The sequence below is a fragment of the Cellvibrio sp. PSBB006 genome (assembly GCF_002162135.1).
Lineage (GTDB): Bacteria > Pseudomonadota > Gammaproteobacteria > Pseudomonadales > Cellvibrionaceae > Cellvibrio.
The window spans coordinates 1,591,842-1,605,891 of the sequence record NZ_CP021382.1 but is presented as its reverse complement, the minus strand read 5'-3'; the positions used below and the strand labels follow the sequence as shown (position 1 = coordinate 1,605,891).

Annotated in this window: 11 protein-coding genes; 6 read left to right on the top strand and 5 right to left on the bottom strand. The window is 52.5% G+C overall.

The window, feature by feature from the left end; genetic code table 11:
• Nucleotides 1-14: 14 nt before the first annotated feature.
• The 3 genes from CBR65_RS06670 to CBR65_RS06660 form a co-directional block, all read right to left on the bottom strand.
• Nucleotides 15-425 (bottom strand): MAPEG family protein, encoded by a 411-nt coding sequence (locus CBR65_RS06670; RefSeq protein WP_087466139.1) that lies wholly within the window; start codon nucleotides 423-425, stop codon nucleotides 15-17.
• Nucleotides 426-454: 29 nt separating this feature from the next.
• On the bottom strand, nucleotides 455-1,762 hold the full coding sequence (locus CBR65_RS22630) for a PAS domain-containing methyl-accepting chemotaxis protein (protein WP_157671993.1): 1,308 nt from the start codon (nucleotides 1,760-1,762) through the stop codon (nucleotides 455-457).
• A 213-nt stretch (nucleotides 1,763-1,975) separates the two neighbouring features.
• Complete coding sequence (locus CBR65_RS06660) at nucleotides 1,976-3,598, bottom strand: methyl-accepting chemotaxis protein (RefSeq protein WP_087466138.1); 1,623 nt, start codon at nucleotides 3,596-3,598, stop codon at nucleotides 1,976-1,978.
• Between the two features lie 409 nt (nucleotides 3,599-4,007).
• On the opposite strand from CBR65_RS06660, the gene fabV reads away from it, so the two are divergent.
• From fabV to nhaD, 6 genes are all read left to right on the top strand, one after another.
• A complete protein-coding gene (fabV, locus tag CBR65_RS06655) occupies nucleotides 4,008-5,192 on the top strand; it encodes an enoyl-ACP reductase FabV (protein WP_087466137.1) in 1,185 nt (394 codons plus the stop codon).
• A 54-nt stretch (nucleotides 5,193-5,246) separates the two neighbouring features.
• A complete protein-coding gene (locus CBR65_RS06650; RefSeq protein ID WP_087466136.1) occupies nucleotides 5,247-5,840 on the top strand; it encodes a 5'-3'-deoxyribonucleotidase in 594 nt (197 codons plus the stop codon).
• Between the two features lie 55 nt (nucleotides 5,841-5,895).
• The gene (locus CBR65_RS06645; protein ID WP_087466135.1) at nucleotides 5,896-6,792 is read left to right on the top strand and encodes an acyltransferase; all 897 of its coding nucleotides are present in this window, start codon (nucleotides 5,896-5,898) and stop codon (nucleotides 6,790-6,792) included.
• A 64-nt stretch (nucleotides 6,793-6,856) separates the two neighbouring features.
• Nucleotides 6,857-7,093 (top strand): DUF2789 domain-containing protein, encoded by a 237-nt coding sequence (locus CBR65_RS06640; RefSeq protein ID WP_087466134.1) that lies wholly within the window; start codon nucleotides 6,857-6,859, stop codon nucleotides 7,091-7,093.
• 193 nt (nucleotides 7,094-7,286) lie between these two features.
• Complete coding sequence (gene lpxL / locus CBR65_RS06635; protein WP_087466133.1) at nucleotides 7,287-8,207, top strand: LpxL/LpxP family Kdo(2)-lipid IV(A) lauroyl/palmitoleoyl acyltransferase; 921 nt, start codon at nucleotides 7,287-7,289, stop codon at nucleotides 8,205-8,207.
• 337 nt (nucleotides 8,208-8,544) lie between these two features.
• A complete protein-coding gene (gene nhaD / locus CBR65_RS06630) occupies nucleotides 8,545-9,798 on the top strand; it encodes a sodium:proton antiporter NhaD (RefSeq protein WP_087466132.1) in 1,254 nt (417 codons plus the stop codon).
• A gap of 76 nt (nucleotides 9,799-9,874) precedes the next feature.
• Here nhaD and CBR65_RS06625 read toward each other — a convergent pair whose 3' ends face one another.
• Complete coding sequence (locus CBR65_RS06625; protein ID WP_087466131.1) at nucleotides 9,875-12,769, bottom strand: di-heme oxidoredictase family protein; 2,895 nt, start codon at nucleotides 12,767-12,769, stop codon at nucleotides 9,875-9,877.
• Nucleotides 12,770-13,159: 390 nt separating this feature from the next.
• Nucleotides 13,160-14,011, bottom strand: a complete 852-nt coding sequence (locus CBR65_RS06620) for a 6-carboxytetrahydropterin synthase (protein ID WP_087468949.1) — start codon at nucleotides 14,009-14,011, stop codon at nucleotides 13,160-13,162.
• Between the last annotated feature and the right edge of the window lie 39 nt (nucleotides 14,012-14,050).

Here is a 14,050-nt window from a genome sequence, read left to right as displayed (position 1 = left end):
TGCAGCGGCGCGGTTCAGCGCGCCGCGTAATGCGCTGCCAGGTTGATCCACATAATCAAAATACACGCCGCCCCGGTCAAAAACGCCAGCAACCGGTGCAGGACGTTGTTGTAACTGAGGTGAATCAATGCGTGAACCACCCGTGATGCAACAAAAACCCAGGCGCAGATAACCAGCAGCGCGCTTTGAAAACCCATCACCATTGCCAACAGACAGGTAACGTAAAAGAGCAGCGGCAATTCGAAGAGATTACTGTAGTGGCGTGCGGCCGCCATGATGTGCGGGGGAGGTTCATTAGCGCCGGTGTTAAGGCGGAAATAACCGATGGAAACCTTGCGTTGCCGGACAGCGACGATGCGTAAACCCAGCAGGTAAAACGCCACCAGAAACGTCAGGATAACCATGACAAACATGGGGTAAAACATGGGCAGCTCCTTAATGAAAATTTTCTCTGTTAGGGTCGCATCGTTTCAACCATTTGCACAAACTGATTGACACCATTACGGACATCGGCCAAGCCGGATGCCACTTCAGTGATGCTGTCTTCTCCGTGGAGGGCGATACCAGTAACCGTGGTAAGTTTGGTGTCTATCTCACCGATCAAGGCTGTATTATTTTGCACGACTTTGGAGATTTCTGCTGTCGCTTTTGATGTGTCTGCAGCCAACTTTCTAACCTCGTCTGCCACGACCGAAAAACCCCTGCCAGAGTCGCCAGCTCTTGCTGCTTCTATGGCCGCATTTAATGCGGGCAAATTGGTTTGTTCGGCGATAGAGCGGATGGTGGTGACAATATCGTTAATGCTTCTGGATTGTGAACTCAATTGTGTGCCTATCGTAGAAGCTTCTTTTACCTGATCTGCAATATGGTGCGATGTTTCAATGGCCTCATTAAGGACATTAACGGCATTAGACGTAATTTGTGAGGTCTGCTCTGATGTGGACGCGGCTAGATCAATCGCTCTCATGGCAGCGTCCACTCGCTCGGTAATATCAGAGGCAAATTTGATGACTTTATATACGTTACCCTGTTGATCGAAGATGGGGTTATAGGTTGCTTCCAACCAAATAATTTCACCCCTGGCGTTTATACGTTTAAATTTCCCGGAGAAATGTTGGCCGTTGCGTAAGCGCTGCCAAAAATCCGGGTTCTCACGATAGAAATCTGCATCACAAAATACCTTATGGTGTTTGCCAATAATATCTATGAGGGCAACGCCCATCGTCTTCTGAAAATTTTCATTAGCTGTAATAACCTCCCCATTCGGAGTAAATTCAATCACTGACAAGGATTTATCCAGTGCCTCCAGCACGGCGTTATTAGCTTTCAACGCTATCTGGGATTGAGTGACATCACTGGCAATCTTGATGACCTTGATAACATTATTTCTTTTATCTTTTACCGGAAAATAATTTGCTGATAAAAATACCGGGTTACCACTCTTATCTAATCGCTCAAAAGTGCCGGAAAAAGATTTCCCCTGCGCCAAATCGCGCCAGAATGTTTGATATTCTGTCGTCTGGCTGAAATTCTTACTGCAAAACATACGATGGTGCTTGCCAATGACTTCATTGCGCGCATAGCCCAACACGGCGAGAAATAGATCGTTCGCCTCCAGGATATTGCCTAGCGGATCGAATGTGATGTAGGCGGTGTTACTGCGGATTGCATGCAGGTCATCCTCCAGTGATTCCAGGCGCTGCTCTATTTCCACCAAGGTACTTTTGTCCTGCATTTTTTTCTTAAAAAAAGAAAGCTCCATAAGTAACTCCAGAAAATCTCACGTGATAGATAGTCAACGTAAAGTCTAGAAGGGCAATCTGCTAAATCAAATGACGTTTGGAAAACTGCAGTAGACGAGAAATAAAGAAGGGGGAAATACTTTTCATCGCTGAAAAGCATATCCAGGCGAAAACCCCGCTCAGTCCATTTGCAGCCCGTGCGGGGTTACCTGTGTGATTGTTGTCCAGGATGGCTAGAGTGTGAAACGCTCCAGCATCTGGCTCAGGTTATCGGAAGCCTGGCGAATATGCTGCGAGGCGGTGAGTGTGCCATGGGCCGCATCCTTGGTGCCTACCGACGACTCTTCCACCTGACTGACATACTGCAAGATCAAACCACTTGCTTCCACATGCTCCTCCATCGCGTGACCGATATGAGACACGATATCCTCAACGGAACGGGTTTCCGAGCTGATCGTTTCGACGGTTTTACCGCCTTCTTTGGTCTGCTCAATCCCGTCTTTCAACTGCACCACCATTTGGTCCATATTCTGTTTGGCGGTGCGACTGCGGGTTTGTACGGTGGAGATGGTATCGCTGATTTCCTGGGTCGCCTGGCTGGTGCGCGAGGCCAACTGCCGCACTTCATCCGCCACCACGGCAAAGCCTCGACCCTGTTCACCGGCGCGGGCGGCTTCGATCGCCGCATTCAACGCGAGCAGGTTGGTCTGGTTGGCCACTTCGCTGATGACGGAAATGACGGCCGAGATGCTGCCGATTCGCTCCGCCAGCGCATCAATACTGGATTGGGTTGTGCTGACACTATGCTCCAGCTCAACGAAACGTTGTACCGCATGGGAAATTAATTGCTGACCGCGCGCCGCGGTTTGCGATGCCGCGTCTGTCTGATCGCGCGCCTCCTTGGCTTGAAGCATGGCGTGCTTGGTCTGTTGGTTAAATTCTTCTGCTGATGCGGCGATCTTGGCGGTGGCGACACTTTGCTCTTCTGCCATAGAGGTGCTGGTTTGAGCCTTTTGCACAATGTCATCACTGATGCGGTGCAGGCTGGCAACCGACTCGGCGACGCCGCTCATCATCGAGCGCAGAGCGTGGCGCATACGCAATACCGAACCGTAGATGCTCTCTTCCGACGCATTGTGAACCTTGTGGTCTTCAGTCAGATCGCCATTGGCCACCGTGCGCACCAGTGCCAGTACCTCTTTTAACTCACCGCCCAGACCGCGCTGGATGCTGTACACCGCGAGATGCACCGGTACGACGATCAGCAACACCACAATCAAACAAAAACCCAACTGCTTTGCAGCGCTGTCCCAGAAGCGGGCATTGGCTTCATTGAAACCGATACCGGTGCCCACCACCCAGCGCCAGCGCGGTGACAGTTTTGCGATAGAGAGTTTGTCCTCAATAGAGCCATCGGCCTGCTTCTGCGTCCAGGTGTAGCGCGCTATTTCGCCGCGCGAGGCTTCTACGGCACGCAGCAATATATCGCCGACACTCTTACCTTGACCGTCTTTAAATTCATGGAAACTGGTGCCGTGAATTTGCGGGTCCAGCGGCGCGGCAACAAAGTTCATCGCTTCATCGGCAACGTAAACATACTCAGATTTGTGGTAGATGTTGTTGCGCAGGATATTGGTGGCGATGGCCTTGGCTTCTTCGTCGGAAAGCTGGCCGGACGCGGCCATCTTCTCCATCTCGATCACTGTGGCATAGGTGCTGTTGAGCAGTTGCTCCACCCGTGCCTGATTGTCCTGATTGGTCGCGTAACGCAAGGTAAACAAACCGATGGACATAATGCCGAGCAGGCCAATCAGAATCAGGCTGGTCAAGATCCACATTTTCAAGCGTAAAGACATAGTGAGCTCTCCTGGAATAATTGGCTTGACCCCACAACCTGGCTGGACCAGCAACTTTTAATTTATTGCTCGACAGTAAGCGCAAGGGACAACGTTGTCAATAAATGTTGGCGCATGATTCTTTATTATTAACTTTAGCAGCAATTTTCCGCTTTCCATGGGTAAAAATGATAATTTTGGTTGAGATAACGTTGTCTTTGGGGTTCTGAATTGGGGCGCCATGAATTATTTTGGTGCGCTTATAACTGATGCCTATAGAGCGGATGAAAATCCGTCCCTAAAGCGTTTTCAGGTGGGATGACGGAGCGCGGATGGAGCGATTGGGACAAAACACTGTTTTCTGGCCCGCTGCGCACTATAATGGCCGCCTTTGTTTCGCAGACCCGATATTCATTAACAGGACAACTTCATGATTATCAAGCCAAAAGTACGTGGTTTTATTTGTATCAATGCCCACCCCCAGGGTTGTGCGGCGAATGTTCAGGAACAGATCGCTTTCACCCAACAAAAAGGCAAGGTGGAAGGTGGTCCCAAGAAAGTACTGGTGCTCGGCTGTTCCACCGGGTTTGGTCTGTCCTCCCGTATTACCGCCGCGTTTGGCAGCGGTGCAGATACCCTGGGTGTTTGCTTTGAGAAACCGCCGACGGAAACCAAAACGGCGACTGCTGGCTACTACAACACTGCCGCTTTCCACGACGCCGCGGAAGCCGCCGGCCTTTACGCAAAAACCATTAATGGCGATGCCTTTTCTGATGCCTGCAAAGCCCAGGTCATCGAAGAATTGACTCACGGTATTGGCAAGGTGGATCTGGTGATATACAGCCTCGCCGCGCCCCGTCGTACCGACCCGAAAACCGGCGAAGTCTATAACTCGGTGCTCAAGCCCATCGGCCAAACCTATGTGTCCAAAGGCCTGAATACCGATACCCTGAAAATCATGGAAATGTCTATTGAGCCTGCGTCGGACGAAGAGATTGCACAGACCGTGAAGGTGATGGGCGGTGAAGACTGGGAGATGTGGATCGACGCTCTCAAATCTGCAAACCTGCTGGCGGAAGGTTGCCAGACAGTGGCTTACACCTACCTGGGTGACAAGTTGACCTGGCCAATCTACGGTCGCGCCACCATCGGTAAGGCTAAAGAAGACCTCGACCGTGCGGCCAAAGCCCTCGACAGTAAACTCGCTGACCTGAATGGCCAAGCGCGCGTGGCCGTACTGAAAGCGGTCGTTACCCAGGCCAGCTCGGCGATTCCGGTGATGCCGTTATACCTGTCGATCCTCTTCAAAGTCATGAAGGAAGATGGCACCCATGAAGGTTGTATTGAGCAGATTCAACGCCTGTTTAAGGAGTGTTTGTATGCCGGCTCGCCACGGGTGGACGAAGCAGGGCGCTTGCGCGTTGATGAATTGGAACTGGACCCGAAAGTTCAGGCGCGTGTTGAGGAAATCTGGCCCAAGGTCACTGAAGAAAACCTGTTTGAGCTGACCGACTACAAAGGCTACAACCAGGAATTCCTCAAGCTGTTCGGTTTCGGTGCCAAGGGTGTGGATTACGATGCAGAAACCAGCCCGCTGGTCAGCACGAATTTTTGATTTACAAGCTATGTCCCGGCGCATGGCGCCGGGTTTGTTTTTGCAGGAGCAAGAATGCGTAAACGTATTGCGATTGATATGGATGAAACACTTGTTGATACGCTGTCTCGTCATATTCAGTGGTACAACGAAGAGTTCAATCAACAGCTAACTAAGGCTGATCTGGCAGGTGCCAAGATTTATCAGCGGGTACCGGCGGAACATGTTGCGCGCGTGCGTGCTTATCCCGATGATCCGCGCTTCTTTGCCGATCTGGTGCCCCATGACAACGCTATCGCTGTGATTCAGACATTGCATGAGCACTATGAAGTCGTCATCGCCACAGCGGCAATGGAACATCCCACATCCTTCACCGCAAAATATGAATGGTTGGTGCAACACCTTCCGTTCCTGTCGCCGATGAATTTTATTTTCTGCGGCAAAAAATACCTGGTGAATGCCGACTACCTCATCGACGATAGCGCGCGCCATTTCGTGGGGTTTAAAGGAACCGGTGTGCTGTATACCGCGCCGCACAACGTCAAAGACCCGGCTGACATACGGGTTGATAATTGGCAACAAGTATTGAGCTTCTTCACCGCCGGACTTTCTGCTGAAGCAGACAATCAAGCGCCGAAAGAGGCTTCAGCTGGTGAGGTCAGTGTTTGAATTGCCTGACAGCACTCCGGATTTGAGGTCGCTTCAGCTGAAGCGATGAAAGCCTATGCCTCTATATCGACATGTCATCGGTTTGTTGACCAGCATATTGTTCCTGCTGATCACGCTACTGGCGTTTATTCCCCTGTTGCCGCTCGCCCTCGCCAAACGCCTGATCCCCTCGCGTCGCTGGCAAAAACATTGCAATCGTGCATTGGACTGGATTGCCAGTCGCTGGATTGATCTCAATAGCGCGCATCAGGCGCTACTGACCCGCACGGATATTCATCTGGAAGGTGACCTGAACCTGAGCCGCCATGAGTGGTACATGATGGTCTCCAATCACCAATCCTGGGTCGACATCCTGGTGTTGCTGCGGGTGTTTAATGGTCGCATTCCTTACGTTAAGTTTTTCCTGAAGAAATCCCTGATTTGGGTACCGCTCCTTGGTATCGCCTGGTGGGCACTGGAATTTCCCTTTATGCGGCGCTACACCAAAGCGGAAATTGAGCGCGATCCTGCTTTGAAAGGCCAAGATGTGGAAGAAACCCGGCGTGCCTGCGAAAAATATCGCCACAACCCGGTGACGATCATCAACTATCTTGAGGGCACACGGTTTACGCCGGAAAAGCAAGCGCAACAGCAGTCACCTTATAGGCATCTGCTGATTCCCCGCGCCGGTGGCCTTGCATTTACCCTGGCGGCAATGGATGGGCAACTGCACAGCCTGCTGGATGTCACAATTTATTACCCGCAAGGCAACCCCACCTATTGGGAATATGCGTCGGGGAAGGTGAGCAGCATAGCGATCCATATGCGCCAGTTGCCGATTCCGGACGACTTGTTGGGCGACTACGCCAACGACAGTGAATTCCGTCGTCACTTTCAGGCATGGGTTAATGAACTTTGGCGTGAAAAGGATGCGCAGCTTGAGAGAATGGCGCAGAAAAGTGCAAGCCAATAACGCACTTTTGTTCTATGCTAGTGACACTTTGAATATCAGTCAGCAGATTAGCGGGAGGTTCACCATGCTAGACACCTCTATCCACTCCTTGAGTGGCTTGTTTGCACAACTGGGTTTGCCCAATTCAAAAAAGGAGATCGAAGCCTTTATTGAACAACACCGGCCATTGCCCCAAGCGGAACCGCTTTCCAAAGCCGGTTTCTGGACCGAATCCCAGGCTACATTTTTACGCGAAGCGGTACTTAATGATTCTGACTGGGCTGAGGTCGTTGATGAGTTGAATGTATTACTACGCGATTAACCTGTAGAAAATAAAACTATAAAACAAAAGGCATGCTCATGAATGAGCATGCCTTTTGTGTTTTTTGATCGGAAGGATTTGAGCCCGGACCATATCGAATTTTTTCCTATTAAAAAGCCAGCTTTTTCTCAATCCCCTGCTGCTTTGGCTATAATCCCCACCTTCACGCGTTAACCCGAGACAGCCTTCGCTTATGTCACATTTTTCCCGCGCTTTGCTTGCTCCGCGTCATTTGCCTTCATGGGTCGGGGCGGGCGTCTGGTATCTGTTGTCGCAACTGCCTTACCGTGTTCAGGTCGCACTGGCACGCTTGATCAGCCCGTTGTTGAAACTGAATAAAAAGCGCTTGCACATGGCGCGGGTCAATATTGATTTATGTTTTCCGGAATGGACCGACGCCGAGCGGCAACAGGTACTGGATGAAACCATTTTCTCTACGACCATGGCAATTTTCGAGACCGGCATCGCCTGGTTCTGGTCAAAAAATCGTTTGCGCAAACTCTATACCGTTACGGGGCTGGAGCATCTTGAAGCGGCCCAGCGTGACGGGCAGGGGGCTTTGCTATTGAGTATGCATTTCACGCATCTTGATCTGGGGTGTGCGATGCTTGGCCAGAATATTGATTACGACGGCATGTATCGCCCCCATAAAAATCCCGTCTACGATTACCTGCAAAAAACGCGACGTGAAGCCTATTGTCCGGGGATTACCATTCCCCGGGACAACGTGCGGCTGATGATCAGCCGTCTGCGTCAGGGGCGCATGGTGTGGTATGCGCCGGATCGTGATCTGGGGGCCAGGATGAGTTTGTTTGTGCCGTTTTTCGGGGTACAGACGGCAACGGTTTCTGCTACCAGCAAATTTGCCCAGATGGGGCGAGCTCGGGTAATCCCCTTTACCCAGCGGCGTCTGGATCACGGCAAAGGTTACGAGATGGTGATTCATCCTCCCTTTGAAGATTTTCCTTCCGGGGACGAATACCAGGATACGCTACGGATTAACCAGTTTATGGAACGCGAAGTCCTCAAGTGCCCGGGGCAGTATTTTTGGGCGCAGCCGCGCTTCAAGACTCGTCCGGAAGGTGAGGCGCCGCTGTACCGCCGGCAAAAGTAATGGTCCGGCCCCGGTTGAAATAAACTGCCTGTCCGGCGAGATTTATGACGTTTTTATGTCCGGGCCATATTGTTTACAGGCGAGCTGCGTTAGAATGCGCGCCGTTTTGTTGCATTTGAACAGCCTCTACTTTTTGCATCTTCCTCTCCGAGCTGTTTGCACTCAATCACTGAATTCTACTCTCTTGCCCAGGTGTCCTATTCAATCAATGTGTATTCCTGATCCTTTGTGTCCAGATTCCGACCTGATCAGCCAGTACTCACATGACCGACGTAATAACAGACGTTCGCCCTGGCCAAGTTGGCAACCGGTTTATTAATTGTAATGGTGGTGAACTATGCCTGCGTTTCTTGAAGTTGTTCTGATCGGCTTTGCCATATTGGCGCTCCTGGGTGTGATCTTTGAAGAAGTCATTCACATCAACAAAGCGAAAACCACGTTGTTCTTCGGCAGTATTTCCTGGTTATTGATGTTTATGTTTGCAGGTTCGGCAGAACAGCAGGATGTCATGCTCGGCAAGCTCGACCACAACCTGCTGGAGATTGCGACACTCTGGCTGTTTCTGATGGCGACGATGACATTCGTTGCCTACCTCAATGCCAAAGGCTTGATCCAGACGTTGGTACAGCGGGTTTGCCCACAGCAGATGAGCAAGCGCAGCCTGATGGTGATGGTGGCGATTTTTGCGATGATTCTGTCGATGATCTGTGACAACGTGACCGCAACACTGGTGACGCTGGGATTGGTCCACGCGTTCAACCTGGATAATCGCACCCGTATCAAGCTCGCCGTACTGGTAGTATTCGCGGTGAACTCTGGCGGTGTAGCGTTGATCACCGGCGATGTAACCACCCTGATGATCTTCCTCGCCGGCCACGTCACCATGCTGCAATTGTTTGTGTTGATCATGCCAGCCATTGTCGGTGTATTGGCGCTTAGCCTGATGCTATTCCCCGGGGTTACCGGTACCGTGTCCACCGATAAGGTGCAGCGTCATTTCAAAGCGATGGACATCGCCATTATGGTGATTTTTTTCACCACCATCTTCTGCACTATGCTGTTCAATTTCTTCTTCCAGATTCCGCCGGTGCTGACCTTCCTCACGGGTTTGTCAGTGATGTTTTTATTTGGCCACTGGCTGCGTACCGATAAAGAAGAAACCCGCATCCTGGAATATATCCGCCAGGTAGAGTACGAAACCCTGCTGTTCTTCCTGGGAATTTTGCTGTTGGTGGGCATGCTGAAAGAAATCGGCGTGCTGGACCTGCTGACCAGCGCTTACACGCAATTCAGCCCGACGGTTGCCAATTACAGTGCCGGTATATTCTCAGCACTGATTGATAACGTGCCCTTGACCGCCGCCTTGCTGAAAGCCTCACCGAGTTTGGCTACGTCCGAATGGCTCGGTTTGACCTACGCTGTCGGCGTGGGTGGTTCCTTGCTGGCCATCGGTTCAGCGGCCGGGATTATCGCTATGAGTAAAGTGAAGGGATTAACTTTTGGCAGCCATATTCGTTATTTTCCATTTCTGTTTATTGCCTACACGCTGGGTTATTGGGTCACAATTACCTTGGCGAAGATGATGTTTTAGCGCAGTGATGCAAGAAAAAGCCCCGACCGCACATGTGCCGTCGGGGCTTTTTTATGGCCGGAAAAACCGCTGAGCGTTACAAGGATCTCAGGAAGCTAAGCACATCCGCTTTTTGCCCTCCCGATAGTGCCTGATAAGCATTTTTGGCTGCTTCACCTTCGCCACCGTGCCACAGGATCGCCTCTTCAATACTTCTGGCGCGACCATCGTGCAGATAGCTGTGTACCGGTGTGCAGACTTCATTGCCCTGGCCGCCGATGGGGTTGATCACGCCACCGGTGACACACGCAGAAAGTCCCAATCCCCACAAAGGCGCGGTACGCCACTCGGAACCGGATGCCTGACCTTCGCCCAGATTGTCCGCCAGGCCCGGTCCCATATCGTGCAACAACAGGTCGGTGTAGGGGTGAAACGTCTGGCCGCGCAGTTCAGCCAAGGGGTGATACTGACTGGTTTGCAGGGTGGGTTTGTGACAGCCGGCACAGCCGATATCAGAGAACAGCGTTTGACCGCGTTGCACCGCCGCGTTGTTGATATCGCGTTGGGGCCGCACGCCGAGCAGGGAGATGTATTTCACCAGGTTGTTCAGGTGAGCATCTGCCAGCTCCGAGCCATTGCCGCCGCAACCGGATTGGCCGGAGCCGCAGTCCGGGTTTGGCAGTAAGGACGTCATTACACCCATGTCGCTGTTAAACGCGCTGGCGACCTGATGTTTGACGCTGCTGGTGGCTGCCTTGTAGCCGAACCGCCCCAGGCGGGTTTGACCGCTGGCGGGATCGACCACTCGATTGGCGCGACCTGAAATGCCATCGCCATTGGTGTCATTGGTATCTTCCATCGCCAGAATCGTGGATTCCGAAACGGCTTCCAGCAAGCCCATACCGACCAACTGCGGCGCAATGCGAGCAGAGAAGCGCTCCGGTGCTACCCCGGAAAATTGATACTGAGGCGAACGCAGGCCATTCGATTCCTGCCAGAAAGCGATGGACACTTCACCCTCACTGCTGGCTCCGCCATTGGCGCGGGTTTGCAGGGCGCGCCCTAATTGCGGGTGAGGATTGCCGTTGGCGTCACCGACGCGGAATACCCATTTATCCAATGGTTCGCCGACCGGTGCTGGCGCGGCGCGACCGTTGCGCACGTGACACCCGGCGCAGCTGTCGTTGACCCAGCGCGGACCGGCCTTACCGATCATTTCGCTGAAGACTTCATTCTCGACCGGTCGCTCGTCGTGGGTGCCGTTGACAAAAGAGGTGTGGTGCAGGCGCCGACCCAGCACAAAGGGCTGGCCATTGTCATAGCCCAGGTTGGTGGCCATCTGCATAAAGTGGTGATGCGGCTCGCCGGCGCTCAACTGATGCAGCGTTGTTTCGCCACCTAACCAGGCACTTTCGGGAATGGGCACCGAGTCCTTGATACCACCTTGCGGTGTCGCGCCGCCGACTTCCCAGGGCACCAAGCCCTGTCCCACGATATACAGGAAGGTCGTGCCGTAGTAAGCCGAACGGCCGTTAGGTACGTCGTGCGCCAGGAACTGGCTGGGTTCAAATTCCAGCTTATCGCCGATCTGGATCTGACGGCCTTCGCGGCAGTTGTAGCTGCTTTCCTTGTAATAATTGTAAGGGTCCGTCATCAACATACCGCCGTTGTCACAGAACTCCGCCACGGTGTTGACACCGATATAGAACCAGCGGTTATCCGTGCTGGCCAGGGGCCATTGCGTCCGCACGTTCATCCTGATGGTGGTGCCGCCTTTCGCTACATAATCGATGATCTCGATAGAGGCAGTGCGATGTTCCCAGTAAAAGCTCAGGAAGTGGTCGTAGGCCTGGAACATGTCCTCCTTGGCGTGACGGTCACGGGCGCGATCCGCAATGCGGGTGACTAACGCATCGCCCCGGTCATATTGAATCACCGGCTCCAGTTGGGTGGAGGAGTTATACAGTGGCACGATGTTGCCCAGCGGAACACTGCTGGAACTCATGGCGCTGGACGAGCTGGATGGCACGATTGAGCTGCTGGAGGAGCTGCTCGAAGAGCTGGAGTTGACCGAAGCGACCGAGCTTGAGCTACTGGACGACGAGCTGCCGGTTGCACCGCCAAAGACACGCAGCTCCCATATCGAGTAACCCCAGTTATTGCCGGCGCTGCGCTGAGTGGCATTGATGCGCAGGTAGCGGTAATTTCCGGCGACAGCGTGGGTGTCAGTCCGCTCCCCGAAAGCCCCGCCGGTATGGGTCGCCAGGGTAGACCAGTTACTGCCGTTGGTTGAGCCCTGAACCTGGTAATTAGCCGCATTGGCGGCTTCCCAATCAATGGCCACACTGCCCAGGCTATAGCTATTGCCCAGATCTACCTGTAACCAGGCCGTGCCGGCGCCGTGGGTAGATTCCCAGCGAGTGCCGCCATTGCCGTCGACCGCCAGATTGGCTGCGGTCAGGGCCGGGCTGCTGGTGGCCAGCTTATTCAGTGCGATATTCGTGCCCGGTGGTGGTGTTACGGTCCCGCCACCAAATACCCTGACTTCCCATAGGGAATAACCCCATTGGTTGCCGGCGCTACGCTGCGTGCAATAAATGCGCACATAGCGATAGGAACCGGACACCGCGACCGTATCCGTGTGCGCGCCAAAGGTGCCGCCGGTTTGGGAGGAGAGGGTGGTCCAATTGGAACCATCGTTGGAACCCTGGATTTCATAATTGGCCGCATTGGCTGCTTCCCAGTCGATAGCAACACTGGTTAGCGCCGCTGCGCTGCCTAAATCAATCCGCAACCACGAGGGGCTTACGCCGTGGTTGGATTCCCAGCGAGTGCCGCTGTTGCCATCCGTTGCGTTACCGGCGGGCGTCATGGCAGTGCTGGCAGTGGTAGTTTTATTGAGCGCCAGATTGGTCTGGGCGTGGCTTGCGTGACTTAACAACAGGATGGCACCGAGCAAGTAGTAAATACATCTTATATTTATTCTGCGCATTGTTTATCTCCAGATAACCGCGGTCATCACCAGGGGTGTTGCACTGCATTTTTGAGTGATGAAGTGAGGTTGGTTTGATTGAATGCTGCAACCGGGACGTCAGGTTTGCAGCTTCCCGTTTATGGTTATTTTTTTTCGTATCAGGAATTACCTTGCGCGGACAGAATTACACAAACAGAACCGGTAATCGTCCCACTTTGAGGCTGGATAATTAAACGGAATCAGCGGCGCAGAGATGCCAGTAAGTGTGGAAATTGGGAGAAAAATTCTTGTTGTTTTTTATGCCGAAAAATAAAAACCACATCACAAAAGTTTTGCGTAAGCGGTATTCATTTTTTTCGGGATGAATCGGAAGCGATAAGCAGTCTGCTAGTACACAAGCCTGATAAATCAGGCATCTGCAAGGGCACCTTTATTGATACCTTCAAAAGCTTTGACACGAATCATCTTGTCAGGATTTTCTGCGCGGGTTGTCTGCGCAATGTGATAAGCCAGAAATTCAACTGTGCTGTCTGTGTCGATCAAATAACAACAACGTTGTGGCAGTGTCAGTTCAAAGGGCCCCTGTGCCGATGTATACGCAAAGTGGTAATAGCCAAGCCCGCCAAATTGTGGTTTGGCAATAATATCTTCGCGGGTACCGATATAAATATCGCGCCAGCGCTCGGCCCACTGATGTTCCAGCAGGGGACATTTTTGATTGTTAGCCCAGATATCAATACGCGAACGATGGCCATGGGCAATGCGTTGGCAATTGCCGCCATGCTTCTTAAGGCCGTGGCTGTAATGATAAAAAGCGCCGTCTATGGCCTCGCAGGTAAATGTCAGCTCCAATTGCGCCACGCTTTCCGGAAATAAGGTTTTCAGCCGCCGGATACACCAGTCGGCGACGGATTCCGGTGTAAGTACCTCGGCCTCTACCAGCGCGATGGCATCTTTGGGCGAGCGGGTGTGAAGAAACTCTCCATCGTCACCGAATTCCCATTGGATATCCCACTGGTCACCTATTTCGGCGATGGTGATATTGGGGGACTGGGCGGGCACGGCCAGGCGATGATCCAATTCGGTATCAAGCCAATGGCGCAATAATTTCTTAACCGTACCGAAGTCACACACCATACCTTGCTCATCCAATTCCCCGTGCAGCTGGACGTTGGCCAGCCAGGTTTCGCCCAACAGGCCGCGTTGGGGATCGAGAAAACTGAAATCAACATTGGTGAGATTATCGACAAACAACAGCATAAAAGGGGCCGACTGTAGATAGGTGGTGGATAAAACGGC

What these genes read in the sequence shown, in the direction of transcription:
- CBR65_RS06670 (WP_087466139.1), bottom strand. Translation starts at nt 425, where the DNA reads ATGTTTTACCCCATGTTTGTCATGGTTATCCTGACGTTTCTGGTGGCG.
- CBR65_RS22630 (WP_157671993.1), bottom strand. Translation starts at nt 1,762, where the DNA reads ATGGAGCTTTCTTTTTTTAAGAAAAAAATGCAGGACAAAAGTACCTTG.
- CBR65_RS06660 (WP_087466138.1), bottom strand. Translation starts at nt 3,598, where the DNA reads ATGTCTTTACGCTTGAAAATGTGGATCTTGACCAGCCTGATTCTGATT.
- fabV (WP_087466137.1), top strand. Translation starts at nt 4,008, where the DNA reads ATGATTATCAAGCCAAAAGTACGTGGTTTTATTTGTATCAATGCCCAC.
- CBR65_RS06650 (WP_087466136.1), top strand. Translation starts at nt 5,247, where the DNA reads ATGCGTAAACGTATTGCGATTGATATGGATGAAACACTTGTTGATACG.
- CBR65_RS06645 (WP_087466135.1), top strand. Translation starts at nt 5,896, where the DNA reads ATGCCTCTATATCGACATGTCATCGGTTTGTTGACCAGCATATTGTTC.
- CBR65_RS06640 (WP_087466134.1), top strand. Translation starts at nt 6,857, where the DNA reads ATGCTAGACACCTCTATCCACTCCTTGAGTGGCTTGTTTGCACAACTG.
- lpxL (WP_087466133.1), top strand. Translation starts at nt 7,287, where the DNA reads ATGTCACATTTTTCCCGCGCTTTGCTTGCTCCGCGTCATTTGCCTTCA.
- nhaD (WP_087466132.1), top strand. Translation starts at nt 8,545, where the DNA reads ATGCCTGCGTTTCTTGAAGTTGTTCTGATCGGCTTTGCCATATTGGCG.
- CBR65_RS06625 (WP_087466131.1), bottom strand. Translation starts at nt 12,769, where the DNA reads ATGCGCAGAATAAATATAAGATGTATTTACTACTTGCTCGGTGCCATC.
- CBR65_RS06620 (WP_087468949.1), bottom strand. Translation starts at nt 14,011, where the DNA reads ATGCTGTTGTTTGTCGATAATCTCACCAATGTTGATTTCAGTTTTCTC.